Source organism: Tianxiuia mixotrophica (assembly GCF_050596425.1).
Taxonomy (GTDB): domain Bacteria; phylum Bacillota; class Clostridia; order Peptostreptococcales; family Acidaminobacteraceae.
In genome coordinates this window covers 4,080,749-4,104,673 of sequence record NZ_CP192292.1, presented here as the reverse complement: position 1 = coordinate 4,104,673, position 23,925 = coordinate 4,080,749, and the positions used below count along the sequence as shown (strand labels likewise).

The following is a 23,925-nucleotide window of genomic DNA, read 5'->3' as shown; positions in this document are numbered from 1 at the left end:
AATATATATAGATATGGCCAGGGCGTTTAAATGTTATTTTGCAAGTCGCTCTTACTTGTAAAAACAAGAGAGAAAGATTGAGAAAATTGTCCTCAAAATGAAATTTGTTTGAAACATTGGGGTAGGAATGAAATGATATATGAGCATTATAGCCAAAAACATGGGAAAGAGGGTAATCATGTTTAAGTCCATGCAAAAAAGAATCTTTCTAGGATATTTACTTCTTACTTACTCTTTATTTTTCCTTTCATTCTTCATTTTATATGAATTGCAGACACGGAACCTCTTAGATCAAGCCATTAGCAGTTCAATGGATTTGAATGAAGTTTATGCTGAACAAATGGGGGATGTCATAGAAAAGAAAATTGACGCTTTGAGGACCATTGCAAGCACACAAAATCAAGGCATAGAACATGATGATATAACGGGTCAACTCCAGAAGCTTGTTGAAAACAACCATTATGGTTTTTTAACAGCTTTCTATATAGATGCCTCTGGTAAAGTCTTCTTTTCGAATGGGGAGACAAATGACTCTTCAGACAGGGACTATTTTCTTGAAATGATGAATAAGCAACCTGGATATGTTATTTCGAGGCCTATAATTGGTAGAGAAAGCAAAAGAGAGGTTTTTGTGATTGGAGTGCCTCTAAAGGTCAAGGGGAAACTCATCGCAATGGTGGGTGGATCAACAGACCTACGAGAAATTTCAACCATAATTAACGAGAACAAAATGCCACTTAATAGCTACGCTTGGATTGTCGACGCAGGGGGGCTTGTTGTCGCCCATCCCAACCAGTCCATACGTATGACAACAAATCTAGATGAGACAAAGCAATATGTTAGTCAAGAAGGACATTCGATTTGGACTTATATGGAGAACAATCAAAGCGGATTCGTTCAGTATACTGACCAGAATCAAAATGAGGAAAAAGTTCTAACCTTTTATGAAATAGAAAATACAGCTGGATGGAAATTAGGCATTACAACGCTTATGAGTGACATTAACGAACCTATACAGTATTTTAGAACGGTTATATTTATTATAGCCACATTCGCACTGGTATTATTTGCTTGGGTAAATCAGAAATTCTCATCAGAGATGGTCAGGCCGATTATTGAGTTAACACAGGCTGTTTCTAGTTCTGAAGGGCATATTAACAAACTGGACATTTATGTTTCAGATGATGAAATTGGTGTCTTGGTTAATGCCTATAATGAGATGGCTGATAAAATTGACTCACACACGCAAAATCTTGAAAAGCTTGTTGAAGAGAGGACAAGAGAACTCGTAAAACTTACAGAAAAGCTTGAGAATCGAAATAGCCTTTTGACAAAATCGAATACAGAACTGTATTCAATGGCCAATACAGACCAGCTTACGGGTCTGCTCAACCGCCGATTTATAATAGGTGAAGTGGAGACACTTATTCATCTTGTCGAAAAAGGTGATGTGAATGACTTCTCTGTTTTATTCTTAGATCTTGATAATTTTAAGTACTACAACGATACGTTTGGCCACAATGTCGGAGACAATCTTCTTATTGCTGTTTCTAGCATGTTGAAAAATCATTTTAGGGCCTCTGATATAGTGGGGCGCTATGGTGGAGACGAGTTTATAGTTATATTGCCAGGTGTACAGGCAGAGCAGGCTCAGGAAGCCGCTGAAAAAATCAGCACCTTGTTTAATGAGAAAGATGGCTTTATCACAGAGGTTGCAAAGTGGCTTGACACAGATATTGACGCCTTACAACTTGACAAGTATCTATACTGTTCATGCGGTGTTATCTCTTACAAAGAACTGGCGTTAAAGGATGCAGATTCGTTACTCAAAGAAGCTGACAACCGAATGTATCAACAGAAGAAAGAGCATAAGGCAAATGCTTGATATATGAAATGATATTGCCTTAAAAGTGAGGTGAATAATTTGCGACCAAATGAGACGGAAGTTTATCCAGTCATTATTATTGGAGGAGGCCCCTGTGGCCTAGCTGTGTCCTACTACCTAAAGGAAAAGGGTATAAAGCATATCATTATTGAGAAAAATGAGATGCTTCAAACTTGGAAGAATGAGAGATGGGATTCCTTTCATTTAATATCTCCAAATTGGATGACAAATATTCCAGGTATTAAAAGTCGTATACCATATAACAATGAATATATGTCAGGTAAGGAAATCTATAAATATTTGAAGGAATTTATGGATATGGTCGATCCTGACTATTTGGAAAACACGAGTATTAATAAACTCTATAAGGCAGAAAGCTTATACAAACTAGAAACAGATCAAGGTATATTTCATGCTCAAAAGGTTATTGTGGCAATTGGCCTTTTCAATCAACCCTTTATACCACCTGTGGCAGAAGAATTTGGAAAGGACATTTATCAAGTACATTCATCACAGTATAAAAACCCCAATCAACTCAAGCCAGGCGGAACACTTATAGTGGGTGGTGGCTGTTCAGGGGTTCAAATTGCACTTGAAGTTAAGCAACATACGGAAAACGCAGTCTACCTTTCACTTGGAAGTATGCGACCAATCCCTGTTATTTATAGGAATGTGAATGGCATGTATTGGCTAAACAGACTTTCTGGTTTTTCAAGTGGAAAGCCTATATTACCCTATCGTGATAAGGATCTGTGCAATAAAAACATTCAAAATGTTATTAGTCAAAACCTTTTCAGTTGCCTTGCAAGTGGTGTTAAGCTTACAGGGCGATTTACTAAAGGGCAAGGAACAGAACTTATGTTTTCAAACAGTCTTTGCAATGCTTTAGAAAGAAGCAATACCTACATGAGAAGCATTGAAAAGCGCATTGACAAAGAAATTAAACGCATGGCTTTAAATTTACCGAGTCTTCAGGTGGATTTTAACCTGAAAACAATAAATTGCGATAACATAAATCTCATTCAAAAGCTTGATATGATAGAACACGACATTCAGAATATAATTTGGTGTACAGGTTATAAGCCGGACTATAGTTGGATTATGCTCGACATTTTCAATGCGCTTGGTGAGCCCGAGCTTATTGATGGTTATGCGACAAAAGAGGATGTCTTCTTTTGTGGCTTAAGACTCCTTTCTGAGAGCAAGGAAAAGTCTACTTTTGGTGTGGGACTATATGCCTTTGCTGAGTCAGCAAAACGTGCAGTAGAGGCACTCACTGCAAAACGCTAATATAGAAACAGCCCCTGGATCAATGAACCATGCGTCAAAAATTCATTGTTCCAGGGGCTATTGTTTTTTTGCATTCTTATACTTGAACAGGAGCTGATGGGTTAAGGGTTCGAATTGAAAAATCAATGGCGAGACCACCAGCGTTAAGGTTGTATATGTTTAAATGACCATCAAGGTTCTGTACAATAATATTGTAGACAATGCTAAGTCCCAGACCCAAATGCCCAGAACTTCTTTTTGAAGTGTACAGAGGTTCAATGATCTTAGAAAGCACATCCGCTTCTACCCCCTTGCCATTATCCTCGTAATGTACATTGACTAAGTCATTTGAAAATGTACAAGTGACACGTATTGTCTTATTTGAATCAACTGTGCTAAAACCATGAAGGATAGAGTTCTGAAATAAATTGTCAAATATAAATTGACAGGCTTCCTTTGAAGAATGAATTTTGAGAGTCGGATCACAGTGTATATCCAGCTTAACCGTATCAAGCCCTGGCAATGGATGTAGTTCTTCTTTTGAACTTTCAAATTGGTTTGTGATTAATTCGCAAAGCACAAAAGCGTCTTCTTCCCTTTTCCACTGGGTGGATGTGAGCTTATCTAGGGCGTTTGTGGTCTCAAGCATCTTGACAATACTAGACTTGACCAGTTCGAGGGATTCAACCACCCTCTCAAGGCTTTCTGTGACTTCAATCAAACCGACAGAAGGCTCTGAAACCCTTTCCAGTAGCTTTTTCATTTCATCATATCCATAGGTGACAGCAGAAATTCCAATACCGATTGGTGTGTTCATTTCGTGGGCTATCGCGCTGGCTGATCGGCCCAGGGCTGTGAATTTTTCAACTTCTATAAGTTTGTCCTGTGTTCTTTCAAGAACATCAAGGGAGGTTGAAAGTTCTTTATTAAGGGCTGACAAGTTCTGTTCGCTTGCCTGGAGAGTCGAAAAAGCATCCAAAAGCTTTTCATTTTTTTCTTTATACTCTATGACCCTCTGGTCAATGATCTCTTCGAGGTGGTCGTTTAGTGTTTGAAGGTCTTCTTGAGAGTCATGTTGTTCTGTAATATCAACAGAAAAGCTAAGGACACCCAAACGGCCAGTATCATTAATGTAAAAAGGAAGCTTAGTAACATCGTAGACCTTGTGTCCCATTTCGTTTGTGATTTCAAGGGCCTTGATTTTATAAGCCTCTTTACTTTCTATAACCCATTTATCTCCATCAGACATAATCATTCGGTTGACGTTTTTACTTAAATCATACAGAGCGGTATCTTGGTGACCTATAATCTTTGCAGCGGGTATGCTGATCAAGTCGCTATAGGCAGAGTTTACGTAGACGTATATGCCCTGAGCATCCTTAACAGAAACAGGATACGGGATAGCGTTTATAAGTTCGCGCAGTTGGTTCTCAACTGTTTTGCGCTTGTTGATCTCTTGACGGATGTTTTTTGTTTTTTCATCTATTTGCTGGTTGAGCGTATGGTTCCAAAGCAACATCAAGACCCCAGAAAGCAAGAGTGTAGATATTAGAACGGAAAGAATGACAAAAAGCCGTGTGTCTATACCAGGTTCAAAAGCATCGGTTTCCCATTTTTGCTGTATTTGCTCATGCACATCTTGAGGAATCCCCCGTATTATTTTACTGAGAACGCTTCGAAGTTCCTTTGCGTTTTTTCTGACCCCAAAGCGAAGTGGTAAGTCAAATCCCAGACGAATGTTATCGTTCATTTTTAAGTTGTTAACGCCAATTTTAGGAATATAGTAGGCTGCTTGTGCACTGTCTACCACAAAAGCATCAACTTGACCAAATGACAGGGCGCGGAGTCCATCGGAGATATCACTGGCTTCATACAAGCTTATACCTGGATAATGAAGCTCAAGTAAATCTTGGGCAAAGTAGTCTTTAATCACGGCCACATTCATGGTGGTCATTTCTGCTTCTGAAAAATCTGAATTTGTGTCATTGCGTACAAGAACCACGTTTTGAATGGCTGTATAAGAAGGGGTGAACAGCATAAACTCTGCTCTTTGTGGGCTCTCAACCAATGCGGTAATAATATCAGCTTCTTCATTTCTTATAGCATCGAGTGAGTCAGTCCAGGAATCGTAATGAGTCACCTCAAACTCAAGACCATACTGATAGGTCATATACTCCAAGTAGTCCAGGCCAATGCCTTGCGCTTGACCTCCCTGGTAAAATTCATAGGGGGCGAAATCAGGATCAATGGCCACTCGAATAATGGGATTATCCCGTAGCCACTGGCGTTCTTGTGCAGTAAACTGAACCTCATAGGCTGTGTTTACCGGTTCCCACATTTGAATGGAGGCTAGGCTTAAAAGCACTAAAAGAAGCGATATAAGAAAAAATGATAAGTATTTAGGCATTTAAATCACCGCCTTCATCCTGGGAAGAAGAAATGGCCAGAAACATATTTGGGATGGACATTTTTAAAATGTGCTTGCCCTGATCGTATGTTTCTTCAATGGAACCACTAAAATAATGTTTTATGACACTTTCAATGATTTGTAGCCCCAGATCAATGTGTGTGTCAATGACATGTGGCGTCTTGCTATCGATTTCAAGCTCTATGCGAATACATAAGTCGCTTTCTGACTGGTGTGCAATAACGTGCACTGGGGTCAGTCTAGTGTTCTCAAAATCCATCGAATGTGTTGTCATGTAAGTAATAAGGTGGTTTAGGATTTGTGAGAATGCATTTGGGGAAGCCATGAGAATAATATTGTCTTCACAAGTGACATAATCGCTTACAGGCGAGTCAAGAATTTGACTGTAAGTGTTCTCCAGCATAAGTTTCAGATTGATCTGTGAAGGCTGATACCCATGGTCAACCAGGGATATAATCTTAAATGTTTCAATTACTCGTGAAGAAGCCTTGAGCCAATTATAAATATCATCTAGGGCGCTGAGCGTTTCCTTTATGGTGGTTTTTAAATCGTTTGGTGCCATATTATGACGTGCTATGTCTGACATGAGTGCAGATATACGGATGCGGATATTTTCATTTTTTTCTAGGGCAGACTGCATTGGCTTTGATATTTCCATAGAAACCTTATTGAGGTTTTGCCCCTGGGCACTAATCGTTTCCTTTTCAATCAATTCCATTTGGGTTTCTCTGAGCGATTTAAGAAGTGCGGTAAGCTCAGCGTTGGCCTTTTGAAGTTTCAATTCATTTTGCCGAATTTGTTCCATAGAAATTTCCAGTTCATCATTGACTGCCTCAATGGCAAGACTACGCTCTTTGACCTTTTCTTCCAGCTCTTTATTGGCTTTTGAAAGGTCTTTTTTCAAACGGACACGCTTGGTGATATCAATATCAATACTAAGCACGCCTTGTGTGTTTTCACCCAGAACTTGAAATGGAATTTTGATTGAGTCTAAGATCATTTCCCGTCCGTCTTTAAAAGTGACCGAATTCGCCTTGTCGCGAATGGAAAGACCCTTTCTTAGAACATATTCTTCCATAGCCTGGAACCGCTCTTTTGATTCTGCTTTTAGAACACTGGTATTTCCAATCTCTTCAACCGAGGGCACCCCAATTAGATCGCAAAAGTTTTGATTGACATGAACAAAATCTCCTTGGCTGTTTTTCACATAGATTGGAGACGGTATATTGTCAATAATATTTTTGAGCTGTGACTCAAGCACGCGGCGCTGATGGAGCTCAGTTTCGATTTTTTTAGAACCTGCTCTCACTCGTTTGTTCAATATTTGATTCCACATGTAAACAAAGACGATTAAAAGGGTAACTGCTAGGGATATAATTATGAGACGGCTGTATAATGTTGATGTGAATGTGTCTGCAAACTCTATGGTCATCCACTGGTCAAAAATATCATTCTTTACCCTTTGAGGCATCCTGCTAAGTATTTTGTTTAAAATAGATATCAGGATGGGATTGTCCCTATGGGTGCCCATTGAAAGGGGCAGAGAGTCAAGCAGTCGAATATTTTCATTCACCTTGATGCCGCTAATATTTTTGTCATTAACCACACGAAAAGCTTGTCCAGTGCTGGCAATAAAAACATCCACCTCACTGTTTTTGAGTTTGATAAAACCATCTTCAACATTATTGACCAAAATAAGAGAAATATCTGGGTACTTTTCACCAAGAATATCTTGGGCAGCGTAATTCCGTATTACAGCGGTCTTCATGTTGACAAGATCATGTTCAAAAAAATCTGTGTTCTGATCACTACGGACAAAGGCCACATAGTCCATATAAGTGTAAGGGGCTGTGAAGATTAAGAATTTTTCACGCTCGCTTGACCGGGCTGTTGAAGTAACTAGGTCAACCTTTTTATCTCTTGCAGCCCTTAGTATTTGGTCCCATGTGTCATAGGAAACGGTTTCTATATTGAGGTCATACTGGTTGCTTATCCAGCTTATATAGTCAATGGAGAGGCCTTTGTAGAGGCCGTCTTCATAATACTCAAAGGGATAAAAATCTGGATCGGGAGCATAGTGTATTTTCTTATGGGTATTGAGCCACTCAAGTTCTTCTGTGTTAAACATAGAAAAATCAGCCTCATTGGTTGAGCCTGTGTTAAATGTGCTATAGAAAATGATGGGTAAACTGATTGTAAGAACAAGTGCCATAAGTCCCCAGTTCTTTTTAGGAAGCATTTTTTCCCCCTATAAGTTCTGCTCTTGATGTGTTTATATTCATGTATACCCCAATCTAGAAATCTTACTTGAGAGACTTGCAAAATATCATTCAAGCCCCTCGCCATAGCATATATAGATATTTGAGCGTCAAGAACTATATTTATGCAATGGTGAGGGTGTATATCTGTAATTTAGAAAGTGCCTGACTTTATAAAACTTTTTGTTAACATTGGTCATATTTATTGATTTCACTGAGCAAGTTCAATATTATAATCATTGGGTGTGATTTTTTCGGACAATATACAACAAAGAATAAAACTTGATATAGAAACAGGAGGGATATTATGTTCGAATGGAACAACGATTACTCAGTAGGCATTGATGAGATTGATAAGCAGCATAAACATTTAATTGGTATTGGTGCTGAGCTTATGGAAATGGTTAAGCATTATTCAAACGAAGATTTGTATGATGATGTTATTGACGCAGTTGAACGAATGAAAGACTATACAGTTTACCATTTTGCCACAGAAGAGCGAATGATGGAGCAAGCTGGATTTGAGGGTCTATCCGCTCATAAAGAAGAGCATAGGCGTTTTGTAGAAAAATTAAATGCTGTTGATATTTCTCAATTAGATGAGGATCAAACAGAGTTCATTATGGATATTTTAAAATTTATCTCCACTTGGATATTCAAACATATTATTGGATCAGATTTTGAATATAGAAACACAATTCAGTCTTATGTTTCTGAATCAGCTCAGTAAGCTAAGAACAAACATTTAAATAAGCCTTCAGATTATGTCAAATATCATATTTGATCTAATCTGAAGGCTTTCTTAATAATAGCTAGTCTTTAATTTCCTTAAACATTTCATAGGCTTTTTCGCGTGCCTGATGAAGAACAGACTTCCCCAATTCGGTGGTTGCATAATATTTTCGTATTTTACCATCAACATTCTTTTCTTCCATGGTGAGAAGGCCGCTTTTCTCCATGCTGTGAAGCATAGGATAGAGGGTGCCGGGGCTGATGTCGTAACCATGCTCTCGGAGTTCGTCCATCATCCATACACCATAAATGGGTTCTTTCAATGCATGATGAAGGATATGTATTTGGATGAAGCCGCCAAAAACTTTTCGCAGGATCTTTTTTTCCATAAGTTCACCTCAGTCGGGTATATAAGTAATGTATGGTTATGAATTTAAGATACCATGTATAAAATATCATTGCAAATATACCCCGTGGGCGGAGGGGGTGGAATGTTAACAAAAAGTTCATTGTTATTCTGGGAAGATGATAGTATACTAATAAGGTAATTCAATGAGATATAAAATTAGTATTGATTTTTTTTATATCCTAGTGATATAGTAGGAATATAACCCGTAAGGAGGGACTCTAATGAAAATAGTTACTACTGTTGATACAGTAAACGAAATCAAAAAGATCGTTGAGTCTCAGCCAGAGCAACCAGGTAACGTAAGAATTTTCCTGGCAGGCATGGGCTGAGCGGGTCCAACGCTTGGACTTTCTCTGGATGAGAAAAAAGACTCAGATTTAGTAGATGAATCAAACGACATTCCATTTGTAATGGACAAGGACCTACACGCTCAAATGGGCGACATCAAGGTCGAGTTTATGGGCAATGGTTACATGGTTGTACCTGTGAATCAAGGTGCATCTGACTGTAGTTCATGCGGCGGCAGCTGCGGTTAATCATGAATAGAAGCCATCACTTGCTTAAGGGCAGGTGGTGGTTTTTTTATGTTTTTGTCGGGTGCAAAATAAGCCGAATGTCGGAAAATACAATTGTCAGAATGTTCAAACATGAAGATTCAAGGTCGAATAAGGAAGGTTAGCGTATTTCTCAAGACAAAAGTGCTATGATGCATTTATTAAAAGACTTCAAATTATCAAGTCCTTTAATGAGGGTATTCTTGTTGGTCAGTCATGAGACAAACTGAACCAAAAAAAAGAATAAATAAAACCATGGAGGGAATGCATTATGAAATTTGAGAAATTCAGAAAAAAGGCAGCTTGCTATGGTCTCAGCATGTTGCTATTAATGGGGGCAGCATTACCAGTGGGGGTAACTGAGTATTCATTTGCTGCAGAGGCCAATGGTTCAAGCTACAGAAATGTTATGTACTATGGAGACTGGTCCATATGGGGCGGTGAAAACAATTTTTATCCCAAGGATATTCCTGCCGACAAACTGACACATCTTAACTTTGCCTTTTTAGATTTTGATGTAGACGGAAATCTGATTTTCACAGACAAGGATGCAGCTTTAGCGGCAAATGTAGGGATGGATGGTGTCCAGTGGGGGGCGGAGAATAGTGGACTTTTAAACGCCTTTCAAGCCATACGTGCAGAAAATCCCAATATGAAAATAGGGGTGTCTGTGGGCGGCTGGTCAAAATCTGGGGACTTTTCACCTCTTGCTGAAAATGAAGGCGCCCGGGCAAGATTTGTAAAAAACCTGCTTAAGTTTGTTGAGTACACCAATATGGACTTTATAGATCTTGACTGGGAATATCCTAATTTTGTCCGCGAGCCGGATTTATGTGACAATGCCCGTGATGAAGGCACAAGGCATTCTTCACCAGCTGACAAGGCCAACTATATTGAGCTTTTAAAAGATATACGGTCTGGCCTTGATGCACAGGGGGATAGACTGGGCAAGACTTATGAATTGACGGTTGCCCTACCAGCCCCAATTGCCAAGCTGGATGCTGGCATTGATATACCAGGTCTATTCGATGTGGTTGATTTTGCAAACATTATGACCTATGACATGCGTGGGGCTTGGGACAATGTATCTGGCCATCAAACAGGCCTATACACCAATCCAAATGATCCGCTTAAGGGCGGTGGACTGTCTGTGGATGAGTGTGTCAACTATCTTATATCTAAGGGGGCGCCTGCAGAAAAAATCGTAGTTGGAGCGGCCTATTATACAAGAGGTTGGGGGAATATAAGCAGTGCAGGTCCATCCCAGGAAACACCTGGTCTATTTGGAAGTGCTGAAATTGCAGGCAAAGATGCTGATCAAACCCCATCAAGGGGGGGCCTGAATGAAGCGCCGCTTAAAAATGGTGACGGCGGTCGTCGAGGGGGCGTCTGGTCTTACAATGCCTTAGGAAAGTTAAAGGCGACGTATCCTGGTCTAAAAGAGTACTGGGATGATGTGGCAAAGGCACCATACTTATATGATGCAGACACAGGCAAGTTCTTTACATACGACAATGTCAGATCCATTGAAGAGAAAACGGCCTATGTTAAAGAAAACAAACTGGGCGGTATGATCGCATGGATGGCATCAAAGGATGCTCAGACAACATCAACAAAACGTGACGAACTAACCCTAGCAACTAAAGAGGGCCTATATGGCAGTGCAGAACTTCCAGACCAAGAGATTGTATATGCTGAACTCGATATAAGATGTGATGTCGATGTTTATACAGATGGCAGTGGAAAACAGGGCTATGCCTTTACAATTAAAAACAAGGAAAGCAAAGATGAATCAGATTCGGTTCTTGCCAGTGTTGAAAAAGCTCACGAAACGGTCAAACTGCCTAAATATTATATTAAGACCACTGGTGGAGTCTTGTCATCAGGCGATTACAAGGCTGGTCTTGTTACGACAGAGGGGGACTATACAGTGGTTGACTTGTCGGGTGTGTATGATGGCAAAACACTTGCTCAGGGCGGTCAGTACAGCTTTAAGCTTAAAACAAGCCATCAAGATCCAAGTGCTGAAGATATTATAAGCGTTGAACTGGCGCAAAAAATATATGCTGGTGGTGTGGATTTGGGCCGACAAACAATCCTAGATCGTTCAGGCCAAACCACTGATGAAAAACCTATTATTGAAAATGCAAGCGATGTTAGAATTCCATTAAAAGCGACGTTTGATATTTTAGAAGGTGTGACAGCAAAGGACAAGGAAGACGGTGACCTGACCTCAGTCATTCAAGTGACAGGTCAAGTGGATACAAGTCAAGTTGGAACCTATACTATTGCCTATTCAGTCACTGATAGCTCTGGTCAAACAACGCGTCATGAAAGAACTGTAACCGTCTATTCAGAAAGTCAGGGGGCATCTGATTACGGAACAGGTCAAGGGGTTCAGTGGGATGATCAAGTGGTGGCGCCGTTTGTGGATATGGTGGCATGGAACACACGTCCAGAGTATTCACTCGGTGGTGCGGCAAACTTGAAAAAACTTTCTATGGAGTCTGGTGTCAAATTCTTTAATCTAGGCTTTATTCAAACGGCTCAGGGCCAAGCGGTATCAGATGGTAAGGTCAACTGGGGCTGGGGTGGATACCCAACACTCAATGAGGCGACCGCAGGCAATACTCAGTACGAGGGTATCAAACAATCCATAAAGGACTTGAGGGATATTGGTGGCGATGTGACGGTTTCCTTTGGAGGGCTTAATGGAAAGCCGTTTTGGGAAGCCACTCAAGATGTCGACACCTTGTTTAAGACCTATAAGGATATTGTAGAAGGTTATGGGCTCACACGCATAGACCTTGATATTGAAGGTGCAGGTCAAAACAAAGACCACAATAGAGCCAATGCCAAAGCCATTAAGAAACTTCAAGACCAGACAGATGTAGAAGTGACCCTGACCCTTCCAGTTTTGCCGAGTGGCTTAACAGGGGTTCAGCTGGATGTCCTTGAGGTTTACTTGTCAGAAAATGTGGATGTTAGCCTCATTAACATTATGGCCATGTGTTATGGCAGTGGCACTTTGAATCCTGGTGAAACCTATGGGACGGCTTCAAAGCGTGCCTTAGAAAGCACAATGGCACAGGTTCAGGATTATTACAAAACCTATGTAAATGCAGATCTGACAGAGTCTCAAGCCTATAGAAAACTGGGCACGACAGTCTCTATAGGATTTGAAGGGGCAGCCCATCCTATATTTACTGAAGAGTGGACAAAACTCGTAGTGGATCATGCCCGTGAAAAAGGCATAGGTATGGTTTCCTTTTGGTCAATGAATCGGGACGCCCAGCTAATGGACAATGAAGGCGTGACAAGTCAGTATGGATTCTCTAAAATACTGAATACCTTCCTTGGGGGCTCTGAGGAAAATACAGCCCCTCAGATAAGTGGGACCCAAGATATGATCATAATTAAGGGCTCAAACTTTGATGCTTTAGAGGGTGTTATGGCCTACGACAGGCAAGATGGCGATGTGACAGATAAAATTGTTTTACAAGGCAGTGTGGATGTGACAAGACTAGGGGACTACACCCTAACCTACCGGGTGAAAGACTCACAGGGGCTTGAAAGCATATCTACAAGAGTGATTACAGTAAGAGAACAAGATGCAAATGAAGACACCTTTGAAATGGACAAGGTCTATAATCAAGGAGATGTGGTTTATTATAAGGGTATAAAATATACGGCAAAATACTGGGTTAAAGGTGAATACCCAGATGCCAGCCCAGCATGGGAAAAAGAAGTGGTTCAGTACCCAGATGGAAGTGTGGATTATGTGGCAGGTTCTACATATGTAGAGGGAGACCTGGTTAATTTTGAGGGTGAAAAATACAGGGCAAAATGGTGGACAAAGTCTCTTCCAGGAAGCGATGAATCTTGGGAAAAGATAGTAAACAACATGTATCCATCCGTAACATCACCTGGGGCCATTATCATTGAATTTGGAAACTGATACAGGGCAAATGACATTTTAATGCAAACCATAAAAAGCTTAGGAGGGGATGGTGTAAAACACATCCCCTCCTTTATGATTTTAATACGGCATTAAGAATAAAAAAATTGTGACCACCTACCCCCATACATACCAGTGCTGAGTCCCATTCAATAGCTTGATGTATAGGCCTTCATGGCAGAAGGAGACAAGGTATAGTGCTTCTTGGGGCGCCCCTTATTGAGTTTTTTTCCATCGGGAGACTCCGGGTTGCCATCACTGGCAATAAGAATATTGTTTTGTGCCAGCTTGATTAAAATTCTATTGACACTTCGCATGGTTATGTTGAGAGCCTCAGCAATTTGTGAAGAATCGAGCGGCGTGTCTTGACTGGCTGAAAAAAGTGAGATCACCCTGGCCAAGTTGTGACTGTGTACCCCCAATGATTTTGCTTGGTCATCAATGTAGGGGCTTGGAAGCTTATAGTAAAGTCGTGGCGGTAAGCCAACTGGACCGTGAACGTAATTATCTATATCAATAAGAAAACAAGTGTTTTCTCCATAGCTCTTGGCCTGTTCAAAGGCCTTATAAGCAGATTTACGACCACTGTCTATACCAAGTAAACCAAGTCCAAGACCAGCAAAAAAGTTAAAATTCAGGTTTTCTTTCAAGTAGTCAATGAGGGGGAAATCGAGATAGTTTGCATCTGTTTGTAGTCTGGATAAGGGGAAGGTCAATTCAAAACCATTGGGAAGCTTTTGAATGTTCATCTCCCACTTATGGCGAACCCTAAAATCAACAAGAGCCTTGTGCAGGCTGACCTCCTGATACTCTATTTCATGGATGTTCAGCACGTTGGATTCTCTATCAGCCAGTTCAATGTAGGCCACGGTCAGTGTATTGTCTCGGCTTATGTTTAGCTCAACATCCTTGAGAATGGTTTTAAAATGCTTTTTTAAGTAAGTCTTCGTATGAGTGAGCATGAGGGATGGAACCTTGGTGCTTAGGAATGCCCGATGGACAGAGCCCACTGATGTTAGGATCATGTCAACATCATTTGACTGAACCAGACCGCGAATGTCTTCAAGAAGACCTTGCTCAGAAAAAGATGGAAGCTGGTCTCTGGAAAGGGTGTGTGGCTGGTCAGAAGCATTTAGAAGATTGGTTAAATAAAAGCCGTTTTCTGATGTCACAAAGGTGTCCACATACATTTTGTTCAGTTTAAGTTTGGGGTCATCGTTGAGCTGTTTAATAATGGTTGATAATATAATTTCAGATTCAAATGGTATGTAGTATATGGGCAGGCCAATTATTTTTTTACTCAAGGTTTTATGGGCATAGCCTACAATATCTGTAAGAATAACAGCGTCCCAAGCGCTATTGTTCTGAACAATAAGGGCTTCAATGGCGTCTGTAGACTGACAGGCATGGAGATGGATTTTAACTTTTCTATAGTCTTCTGTATGTCCTTCTACAAGTTCTCTAACAAGACCAACCGTATTTTCCGAGCCGATCAATCCAATATTCATCCAATCATCTCCCTAAGTCATTTATATATGAATTGTCTTTCTACATGAATTCAGTATCATTACTATTTTACTATAACTTATGGCAGGATTCATACAAAATTGACTGGAAATGCCACATATATAAGGTGATTTTTTCTTTGGATCTTCATACGTGCATCTTGTTTTACTCATGTTCAGACACAGGCAGTACGATTGTAAATTCACTTCCCACATCAGGTGTGCTGGTCACATCTATATGGCCATTAAAGTCTGTTTTTATAATGGAGAGGGCTTGACTAAGACCGAGACCTGCGCCTTCTCCTATGGGCTTGGTTGTGAAGAAAGGGTTGAAAATGTGACCAATATTTTCAGGGAGGATCCCATCTCCGCCATCTTCAATACTAAGAATGACATTGGTTTTCGAATCCACCAGGTGCATGGAAATATCTCCTGAGCCTTTTCTTTTGACAGCTTCAAGGGCATTAATGAGTATATTCATTAAAACCCGTTGGAGTTTGCCGGAGTCTCCATAGACCTTGGCCTCCGTTTTAGGGACAAATGCCACAGGGCAAGTGTCTGCGGCAAGACTTGAAAATATGGTCAGAACATTTTGAGCAACTTCAACCAGATCAAACTCAATTTTTTCGCTCAGAGTGTCAATGCTGGAATATGATCGCATGGCTTCAACGAGTTTTTTCACGCGGGTTAAGCCCTCTAAGGTTTCTTGGACAAGGTCTGTGTGATCAGATTTTATGAACTCGTAGTCAGAGGAGTGTATAAAATCCACAACAGCGTCCTTGTCTTGTTCTACTTGCTCCATAGTGTTTATAAGCGTTTCAGAATAATCACTTAGGGTACTTACATTGCTTGTTATAAAGCCCAAGGGGTTGTTGATTTCATGAGCCATACCTGCTGCCAATTGTCCTATGGCGGCATTTTTTTCTTTTTGTATAAGAACAGACTGGGTATTTTTGAGGTCTGTTATATCCTCTCGCGTGTTGACGAAAAACTTAATTTGATTGTTTTCATCTTTTACAGAAGTCACTGAGGACTTTTCCCAGTATAGTGTGCCATCCTTACGTCTGTTATGAAACTCGCCTCGCCACTCCTGACCACTTAATATGGTATTCCAAAAATCTTTAAAGTGTTCTGGGGGCATTTCACCAGAATTTAAGAAGGAAGGTCTTTTTCCAATGACCTCATCGGACCTATAGCCTGTAAGGGTTTCAAACTGCTTATTGGCATATAAAATAGAGCCCTCGGTATTTGTGATAATAAGGGCGCTGGGATTCATCTCAATGGTTTCAGTGAGTTTTGACAGTTCGTCGCCAGGACCACTTTTTTCTAGGTCGATGCTTTGAATGATTTTTTCATAGTCTGAGAGCAGTTCGTTCATCTCTTCATATAAATGACTGTTTTCAAGGGCGATGGTAGCGTAGTGGGAAAGGAACTGCATCATATCTTCGTCCCGCTTATTGAAAACAGAGAGACTAGGCCCTGAATATTTGTTGATAAGTTGAATGGCCCCTAAAATACGGTTTCTCTTATCCATCATGGGGATGGTCAGCATGGACTTGCAGGCATAGCCAGTCTTTTTTTCCACTTGGGCGTCATAGGTATAGGGGGCATCTTTAGGGATGTTATGAACATCATCAATAACAATGGTTCGACCAAGTATTATTGAACTCCCCACTATGGTTGTAGGAACAATGGGGAAAGTCATTGACACAATTTCAAGATCCGCCCGCTTGTTTTTTGCTATATCAAACTGGATGACCTTATAGGGGTCATCTTTTTTATAGTAGGACCATTTGCCAGTTCTTGAGTCAACAATAGAATAAAAGCTGCCTGCTTCTGCGCCAATGAGCTCCATACTAACATCTAAAATGGCATCAATTAATGCATCCACGCTTCTTTTGGTGCTTAAATAACTACCAACTTCATAGAGCCGTTCAATCTCCTTATTAAAGGAACGTCTTTCTATAGTAGAAGCCATGTTTCTGAGAATTCGATGCAGTTGGGCCTCTATTTTAGGGTATTCACTTAAATACAAATAATCTTTAATATGTTCATTGTTAAGAATCTGATCACAGTTCTGAGAAATAGCCACCAAATACTTTGGGGCTGGAATAACCATTAAAAACATTGGTACAAGGTGAATGTCTACAAAATAGACACTTTCCCTGGAAATCTGGTCGGTTTCAAGAAGGTTTAAGATCGCCTTGACAGAACTTAAAGTAAAGCAATCGCTCATTTCTTTTTTGAGAATATGCACTGCTCCGTCTGGGAGGGTGTATTTCCCAGATATGATAACTGCAGGTAAATGTATCATAAAAGTCACTCCATAATTTGATATTGACCTGAATTTAAATACTATAACCTTTTCTACCCACCCCCCGCTTAGACATAACTTAAACATCACGCTTTTAGGCTTAAGGTTAAGTTAAGGTTCAGATAAGACTCACTTAAAATTGCCGGGATATTATTTATTTAAGGTCAGCGGTACATGAAACTTTTTATGTTCTTCGTGACTGAAAAATTAAGCGATGAAAAAACATTGGGTTGAAGTGATTATGAAGGGAACTTGAATGACATGAAAAAAATGGAGGTCATTATGAAAAGAAATAGAAAATGGACCGCTTTGACACTTGGGATTATGCTGATGATCTCAGTAAATAGTGGGTTTGCTCTGACAAATGAAACGGTCCTGCCTGGGCCCACGAATTCTGTTAGAGCTTTGGAAGAGACAAGCGTAAGTTGGCAAGACCTGCTTGAAGATATGGCAACCATAGCAGACCTTGATGACATGGGAAAGACAGATGAAGCCATTTTACTTTGGGAGGAAGTCATACCTCAAGTGGATGACATGCTGGGAATCACCTTTGATGAATTCGGTATGCCAGAGGGAACAGGAGATGATGCAGAGGCCGGTCTTGAAGATTTAAAGGGGTGGTCAGGCTATATTAATACCTTTTCAGACTTGATTGATGACGGGATTTTGTATGATCAATTGATGCGTTTTGCAGAAGACATCGACTCATTAACAGAGAGTTCAGCGGCTGTGAAAAAGTTGGAATCTCAAATTGCCATCTTGCTAGCAGAGGCCCTTAGCGAGGTGGACTTAACCGAGGTGGAAGGCATATTTGCAGATCCGTCAGAATTTGATGGTATGATGACAGAGCCCGATTTGGAAGCGTATGAAAAACTACTGGACCTGTATATGACTGATGAAGAAGCGGGACGATTTGAGTCAGCCCAGGACAAATATGATGAAATTATTGACCTGCTCAATCAGTACCCTGAAATGTCCGGAGCGTTTGAAAGTCAAATATTTGCCCAGTTCAAGGTCAATGATGAAAACCTAACATATATCCAGAATCCTGTTGATGAGTTTGGACAAGCCCTCGAAATAACTGAGGACACCTCATTTAACGAAAACACTTATAGACTCCTGTGGCAGTATGTCGTAGAACTTATGCCGGACTCCATGACAGACTATATTGATAAATTCGAAGTGGGTTCAGATGGAAGAGATGGAACAATGGCCTTTGTATATCCAACGAATGAAGCCCTGACAAAGTTTGTTCTAAACCTTGATATTAAGGACATGACAGACTCCAGTGGTGCTTTTAACAAAAAAGACATGGAGGAGACCATAGTCCATGAGTTTGGACATGTTTTAACCCTCAATCACACTCAGATGAATGAAAGCGCAAAGAACACCTATGTCACACAAGAAGGCGTCTTAGCCAAGGACAGTTACATGAATATTTTCTATGATAGTTTCTGGAAGAACAAGACAGACATGTACTTGCTTTCAAACGAAGATGGCTACAGAGAGTATGACGTGGAAAGGCTTTATGGAGACCACGCCACATGGTTTGTGTCTGACTACGCGGCGACAAATGTGGAAGAAGATATTTCCGAAAGCTTTAGAGTCTTTGTTTTTGAGGCGAAGCCAAGCGGGAACACAATAAAAGACCAAAAGGTTAATTTCTTCTACCGGTTCCCGGAACTTGTGGAACTTCGCAAGGCCATTCGCGATGGTCAATAAAAAGCTAATTGAAAAATATCATTTAAGCCCTAATCCAGAATACGATTGTGACTATAGGTTTCAAGCAAGGTTTCAGAAAAGGCCTTGGCGGCCAAGTTAATAGGTATTTTAGGATTAGATACAAGACCGATCTCCACTCTGGGGATCGGTTCTTTTATATTCACAATAAAGATTTCACCTGACTGGACGGCAGATCTTGCAGCGGCCTCAGCCACAAAACCAATGCCCATGCCAATGCGGGTCATTTCCACAATCAAGTCCATGGATCCAAATTCAAACTCGGGGGAAAGATCCAGTTCGTTTTCAGTAAGATACCTGTCAAAGACCCGTCGTGTTGTGGATTTTTCCTCTAGTGAAATCAAGGCGTAGTCTTTCAGTGTGTTGGCAGACCGGACCCCGGACAAGGTTTCTTTCCATTTGACAGGTGCTATAAAAACATTGGAGAAACTTCCAAGAGGGGTGACTTTCAAGTTGGAATAGTTCTTTTCTGGGTCAAGATTAATAACACCCAAGTCTATTTCTCCATTTTCAACAAGTCGTTGGGAAACGGGTGATGGCCGGTTGTTGATCTTGATTTTTATATGAGGGTGTTTTTCGTGGAATGTTTTAAGGGGGTCAAGTAGAAAGTACTTATTAATGGTGTCGCTGGCACCAATTCTTACAAGACCCTGACTGAGCGAGCGAATGCTATCCAGATACTGTTCTCCAGATTTTAAAAGATTGTAAGCCTTGTCCACGTGGGCAAAAAGAGCCTCCCCTTCTATGGTGAGTTTAACCCCTTTTCCAGCCCTGACAAAGAGTTGTATGTTGAGCTGGTCTTCAAGTTGCCTTATGTTTTGACTTACCGCAGATTGGCTTATAAACAAGGATTCGGCTGCTTTTGTATAACTCAGATATTTGGCAGCGTGGTAAAAGACCTTGTAGAGTTCGAAGTTGATTTCCATAACATTAGCACTCCTTATAATAAGTATAAGTATTATTAATTATAATTATAACACTGACCATGTTAAACTGGCAATGAAGAGTCAGACAAGGGATATTTCATTAAACCCGTGCAGGAAATGATTAGAGATAAATTTTGGAGGGTCATATGAGTCAAGTGATTAGAGTTTGCGTTGAGAAAAAGCCAGGTTTTGATGTGGAAGCAAAAGCCGCACTAAAAGACTTAAGAGAAAGTCTGCATATGGAAAAGATTGAATCCGTACGTGTACTTCATGTCTATGACATTGAAGGCCCGGACAAGACAAAACTTGAACCGGTAAAGAGCGAAGTGCTTTCAGAGCCAAATGTGGATTTTGTTTATGATGGTATTCCAAGCATCAATGCAGGTGACAAAGTCTTCAGAACGCGACTTCTAACAGGGCAGTTTGACCAGAGAGCAGACTCTGCCCAGCAGTGTATTGAACTTATCACTATGAAAGAAAGACCTCATGTACAGGCATCAACCCTTTATATTATCAGCGGTCCAATTGGTGACGATGACTTTGACCAGATCAAGAATTACTTAATTAATCCAGTTGAAGCGTGTGAAGTCAAACTAGAGAAACCAGAAAAACTTACTGAAGCCGATCCAGTGGTAGAGGCCGTAGACCACCTTGAGACATTTAACGGGCTTTCAAGTGATGAAATGGAAAAATTCCGCCAGGAACATGGTTTTGCAATGACATTAAACGATTTAATGCACTGCCAAAATTACTTTAAAGATGACGCCAAACGGGTGCCGACAATTACAGAGCTTAAGGTGATTGACACATACTGGTCCGACCACTGCCGTCACACGACATTTATGACAGAAATCAAGGACGTCAAGATTGAAAAAGATCCCCTGACTGTCCCTGTGGAAAATACATTCAACAAATATAAGTCTTTGAGAAATGAACTTAAAAGAGACCATAAGCCAATGTGCCTTATGGACCTTGCAACCATAGAAATGAAAAAACAGGTGGCCGATGGCAGACTGGCTGACATGGAAGTCACAGAAGAAATCAATGCATGTAGTATTGAAGCAGATGTTGATGTCAGTGGAGAAAAAGTGCCTTACCTTATTATGTTCAAGAATGAAACGCACAACCATCCAACAGAAATTGAACCATACGGTGGTGCATCCACATGTCTTGGTGGTGCTATACGTGATCCTCTTTCGGGACGATCTTATGTGTATCACTCCATGCGTGTTTCTGGGGCAGCCGATCCAAGAACCCCAATTGAAGAGACACTGGCTGGAAAGCTACCACAAAAGAAAATCACTCAAGAAGCAGCTCTCGGTTTTAGTGGGTACGGAAACCAGATCGGTCTTGCCACAGGACAAGTTGCAGAGCTATATGATCCTAACTTCGTTGCAAAGCGTATGGAAGTGGGGGCTGTGGTTGGCGCGGCACCAAAGTCAAATGTTGTTAGAGAGTCTCCTGAACCAGGAGATGTCATCGTCATGGTAGGCGGTCGTACAGGCCGTGATGGTATTGGCGGTGCAACGGGCTCAAGTAAAGTACAAACAGAAGAAAGCATTCATACAGCTGGTGCAGAGGTGCAAAAAGGCAATCCACCAGAGGAAAGAAAAATCCAAAGACTTTTTAGAAATGAAAAGGCAAGCCGTCTTATTAAGAAGAGCAATGATTTTGGAGCAGGTGGCGTCTCAGTGGCTATAGGAGAACTTGCAGATTCTATTGATATTGATCTTGATGCGGTGCCTGTTAAATATAGCGGTCTTGACGGAACGGAACTGGCTATTTCAGAGTCACAAGAAAGAATGGCTGTGGTGCTAAGCGCTGAAGATGTGGATACCTTCATTAAACTATCAGAAGAAGAAAACTTAGAAGCCATTGTGGCGGCAAAGGTTACAGACACAGGACGCCTGAGAATGTTCTGGCGTGGAGAATCAATTTTTGATATAGAGCGTGCCTTCCTTGACACGAATGGTGTAAGAAGTGAAACAAATATTGAAGTGGCAAAACCTCAAGTTGCTAAGTCATATTTTGAGCAAAACACAGAATTTAAAGGTGAGACATTTACAGACAAACTCAAGTCAGCCCTGACAGATTTGAATGTGGCCAGCCAAAAAGGTCTTGTGGAACATTTTGATTCCACAATTGGAACCGGAACGGTCTTAATGCCATTTGGCGGCAAGTATCAAGCCACACCAAGCCAAGGTATGGCAGCAAAGGTGCCTGTCCTCGGTGGAGAAACAACAACAGGAACGGTTATGACATTTGGTTATGACCCTAAAATTGGAAAGTGGAGTCCTTTCCACGGTGGCTACTACAGTGTTCTACAGGCTGTGGCCAAAGCTGTGGCTCTAGGAGCAGGCTATAAGGGTCTAAGACTTTCCATGCAGGAATACTTTGAACGCCTTGGTCAAGACCCTAAGAAGTGGGGCAAACCATTTGGAGCACTTCTAGGTGCCCTAGAAGCGCAAGAAGGCTTTGGGATTCCAGCCATTGGTGGCAAAGACTCCATGTCAGGAACCTTTAAAGATATTGATGTGCCACCAACAGCCATTGCTTTTGCACTGAAGGTGGTTGATATAAGACAAGTTATTTCTCAAGAATTGAAATCTGCAGATTCCAAAATCGTGGCATACATGCCAAAGCGTGATGCTTCTGAAATCTACAATATAAATGATCTAAAAGAAAGTTATGACAAGATTCTGGAGGCTATGGGGAAAGAGCAGGTTCGTTCTGCTATGGCTATTGAATATGGCGGTGTTGCATCTGCCCTATGTAAGATGGCCTTTGGAAATAGAATTGGTGTTCACATTAATGAAACTGTGAATGAAAGCACCCTCTTTGAACCAGCTATTGGAGGTTTGGTTCTAGAGGTGGCCAGAGATACCATGCTGGCTGGAGAAGATTTTATTGAACTGGGACACACTCATTTTGAAACGTCTCTTCTTTATAAATACGAAAAGAACACGCTTGATGACCTTTATAGCCTATGGACAAACCCGCTGAATAAAATTTTCCCAGAGTTTGTGCCAGCAAGCGGACAGGCTGAAAAGGTAACATACGACAAGGGATGCTTTGGGATTTCAAAAAACAAAGTGGCACGACCTAAGGTTTTTGTTCCGGTATTCCCAGGCACAAACTGTGAGTATGATACCATTCGAGCCTTCGAAAAAGCGGGTGCGGATGTTGAAAGTCTTGTCCTAAAGAATTTGACACCAGGGGCCATTAGTGAGTCTATTGAAGCCTTCGAAAAAGCTATATTAAGCAGCCAGATCATAGCTCTTCCAGGAGGATTCAGCGCTGGAGATGAGCCAGCTGGATCAGGTAAATTCATTGCCTCAGTCTTTAGAAATCCAAGACTGGCAGAAGCTATTATGAAACATTTGAATGAAAATGACGGCCTCATGCTAGGTATTTGCAACGGCTTCCAGGCCCTTGTTAAGCTTGGTCTTCTCCCATATGGCGATATTCGAACGCTTAAAGAAGACAGTCCAACTCTAACGCTGAATGAAATAGGCAGACATGTAAGCCGTATGGCAGATGTTAGAGTGGCATCCAACCTATCACCGTGGCTATCGCTTAGCGAAGTGGACGCTGTTTATTCAACAGCCTTTTCCCACGGCGAAGGTCGATTTGTTTGTAATGATGAAATCTTCGAGACGCTTAAGGCAAATGGTCAAATTGCGACCCAATACGTTTCACCAGAAGGCCAACCAAGCATGGATGGCAGACACAATATCAATGGATCGGTTCATGCCATTGAGGGGATAACCAGTGCTGATGGCAGAATTCTGGGTAAAATGGGCCACGTTGAACGTATAGGCAATGGTCTTTATAGAAACATACCAGGTGTAAAAGACATGATGCTTTTCGAAGCTGGTGTTCGATACTTTAAAGGATAAAAACAAGAAAAGTCTGACACTTTATAAAAATGCGAAGTATAATTACTT

General features: G+C 41.0%; 13 protein-coding genes. 7 read left to right on the top strand and 6 right to left on the bottom strand.

Going from position 1 to position 23,925, the window contains the following annotated elements; genetic code table 11:
- The first annotated feature begins 160 nt into the window (after nt 1-160).
- Nucleotides 161-1,885, top strand: a complete 1,725-nt coding sequence (locus tag ACQ4KW_RS18265) for a sensor domain-containing diguanylate cyclase (RefSeq protein WP_430883868.1) — start codon at nt 161-163, stop codon at nt 1,883-1,885.
- A 39-nt stretch (nt 1,886-1,924) separates the two neighbouring features.
- Entirely contained in the window at nt 1,925-3,175 is a 1,251-nt protein-coding gene (locus ACQ4KW_RS18260) for an NAD(P)-binding domain-containing protein (protein ID WP_430883867.1), read from the top strand.
- Between the two features lie 76 nt (nt 3,176-3,251).
- Here the strand turns inward: ACQ4KW_RS18260 and ACQ4KW_RS18255 are convergent, their stop codons facing one another.
- Both ACQ4KW_RS18255 and ACQ4KW_RS18250 read right to left on the bottom strand, forming a co-directional pair.
- On the bottom strand, nt 3,252-5,561 hold the full coding sequence (locus tag ACQ4KW_RS18255) for a transporter substrate-binding domain-containing protein (protein WP_430883866.1): 2,310 nt from the start codon (nt 5,559-5,561) through the stop codon (nt 3,252-3,254).
- Complete coding sequence (locus tag ACQ4KW_RS18250; protein WP_430883865.1) at nt 5,554-7,821, bottom strand: transporter substrate-binding domain-containing protein; 2,268 nt, start codon at nt 7,819-7,821, stop codon at nt 5,554-5,556. The genes ACQ4KW_RS18255 and ACQ4KW_RS18250 overlap by 8 nt, the downstream gene beginning before the upstream one ends.
- Nucleotides 7,822-8,147: 326 nt before the next feature.
- Here ACQ4KW_RS18250 and ACQ4KW_RS18245 point away from each other — a divergent pair, with 326 nt between their 5' ends.
- Nucleotides 8,148-8,570: a bacteriohemerythrin gene (locus tag ACQ4KW_RS18245; protein ID WP_430883864.1), complete on the top strand. Its 423-nt coding sequence runs from the start codon at nt 8,148-8,150 to the stop codon at nt 8,568-8,570.
- Nucleotides 8,571-8,652: 82 nt separating this feature from the next.
- Here ACQ4KW_RS18245 and ACQ4KW_RS18240 read toward each other — a convergent pair whose 3' ends face one another.
- Nucleotides 8,653-8,961 carry a PadR family transcriptional regulator gene (locus tag ACQ4KW_RS18240; RefSeq protein WP_430883863.1) on the bottom strand — a complete coding sequence of 103 codons (309 nt, stop codon included), beginning with the start codon at nt 8,959-8,961 and terminating at the stop codon, nt 8,653-8,655.
- A 430-nt stretch (nt 8,962-9,391) separates the two neighbouring features.
- Here ACQ4KW_RS18240 and ACQ4KW_RS18235 point away from each other — a divergent pair, with 430 nt between their 5' ends.
- A complete protein-coding gene (locus ACQ4KW_RS18235; RefSeq protein ID WP_430883862.1) occupies nt 9,392-9,517 on the top strand; it encodes a hypothetical protein in 126 nt (41 codons plus the stop codon).
- Nucleotides 9,518-9,806: 289 nt separating this feature from the next.
- A complete protein-coding gene (locus ACQ4KW_RS18230) occupies nt 9,807-13,493 on the top strand; it encodes a glycosyl hydrolase family 18 protein (protein ID WP_430883861.1) in 3,687 nt (1,228 codons plus the stop codon).
- A 149-nt stretch (nt 13,494-13,642) separates the two neighbouring features.
- Here ACQ4KW_RS18230 and ACQ4KW_RS18225 read toward each other — a convergent pair whose 3' ends face one another.
- Complete coding sequence (locus ACQ4KW_RS18225; protein ID WP_430883860.1) at nt 13,643-15,001, bottom strand: hypothetical protein; 1,359 nt, start codon at nt 14,999-15,001, stop codon at nt 13,643-13,645.
- Between the two features lie 163 nt (nt 15,002-15,164).
- Entirely contained in the window at nt 15,165-17,312 is a 2,148-nt protein-coding gene (locus ACQ4KW_RS18220) for a PAS domain S-box protein (protein WP_430883859.1), read from the bottom strand.
- Between the two features lie 282 nt (nt 17,313-17,594).
- Here ACQ4KW_RS18220 and ACQ4KW_RS18215 point away from each other — a divergent pair, with 282 nt between their 5' ends.
- Nucleotides 17,595-19,034, top strand: coding sequence for a hypothetical protein (locus ACQ4KW_RS18215; protein WP_430883858.1), 1,440 nt, complete (start codon nt 17,595-17,597; stop codon nt 19,032-19,034).
- A gap of 29 nt (nt 19,035-19,063) precedes the next feature.
- Here the strand turns inward: ACQ4KW_RS18215 and ACQ4KW_RS18210 are convergent, their stop codons facing one another.
- Nucleotides 19,064-19,978: a LysR family transcriptional regulator gene (locus tag ACQ4KW_RS18210; protein ID WP_430883857.1), complete on the bottom strand. Its 915-nt coding sequence runs from the start codon at nt 19,976-19,978 to the stop codon at nt 19,064-19,066.
- Between the two features lie 146 nt (nt 19,979-20,124).
- Here ACQ4KW_RS18210 and ACQ4KW_RS18205 point away from each other — a divergent pair, with 146 nt between their 5' ends.
- Nucleotides 20,125-23,877 carry a phosphoribosylformylglycinamidine synthase gene (locus tag ACQ4KW_RS18205; RefSeq protein ID WP_430883856.1) on the top strand — a complete coding sequence of 1,251 codons (3,753 nt, stop codon included), beginning with the start codon at nt 20,125-20,127 and terminating at the stop codon, nt 23,875-23,877.
- Nucleotides 23,878-23,925 lie beyond the last annotated feature (48 nt).

Coding starts and splice junctions, on each gene's coding strand:
- ACQ4KW_RS18265 (WP_430883868.1), top strand. CDS start 161: ATGGGAAAGAGGGTAATCATGTTTAAGTCCATGCAAAAAAGAATCTTT.
- ACQ4KW_RS18255 (WP_430883866.1), bottom strand. CDS start 5,561: ATGCCTAAATACTTATCATTTTTTCTTATATCGCTTCTTTTAGTGCTT.
- ACQ4KW_RS18250 (WP_430883865.1), bottom strand. CDS start 7,821: ATGCTTCCTAAAAAGAACTGGGGACTTATGGCACTTGTTCTTACAATC.
- ACQ4KW_RS18245 (WP_430883864.1), top strand. CDS start 8,148: ATGTTCGAATGGAACAACGATTACTCAGTAGGCATTGATGAGATTGAT.
- ACQ4KW_RS18240 (WP_430883863.1), bottom strand. CDS start 8,961: ATGGAAAAAAAGATCCTGCGAAAAGTTTTTGGCGGCTTCATCCAAATA.
- ACQ4KW_RS18235 (WP_430883862.1), top strand. CDS start 9,392: ATGGACAAGGACCTACACGCTCAAATGGGCGACATCAAGGTCGAGTTT.
- ACQ4KW_RS18230 (WP_430883861.1), top strand. CDS start 9,807: ATGAAATTTGAGAAATTCAGAAAAAAGGCAGCTTGCTATGGTCTCAGC.
- ACQ4KW_RS18225 (WP_430883860.1), bottom strand. CDS start 15,001: ATGAATATTGGATTGATCGGCTCGGAAAATACGGTTGGTCTTGTTAGA.
- ACQ4KW_RS18220 (WP_430883859.1), bottom strand. CDS start 17,312: ATGATACATTTACCTGCAGTTATCATATCTGGGAAATACACCCTCCCA.
- ACQ4KW_RS18215 (WP_430883858.1), top strand. CDS start 17,595: ATGAAAAGAAATAGAAAATGGACCGCTTTGACACTTGGGATTATGCTG.
- ACQ4KW_RS18210 (WP_430883857.1), bottom strand. CDS start 19,978: ATGGAAATCAACTTCGAACTCTACAAGGTCTTTTACCACGCTGCCAAA.
- ACQ4KW_RS18205 (WP_430883856.1), top strand. CDS start 20,125: ATGAGTCAAGTGATTAGAGTTTGCGTTGAGAAAAAGCCAGGTTTTGAT.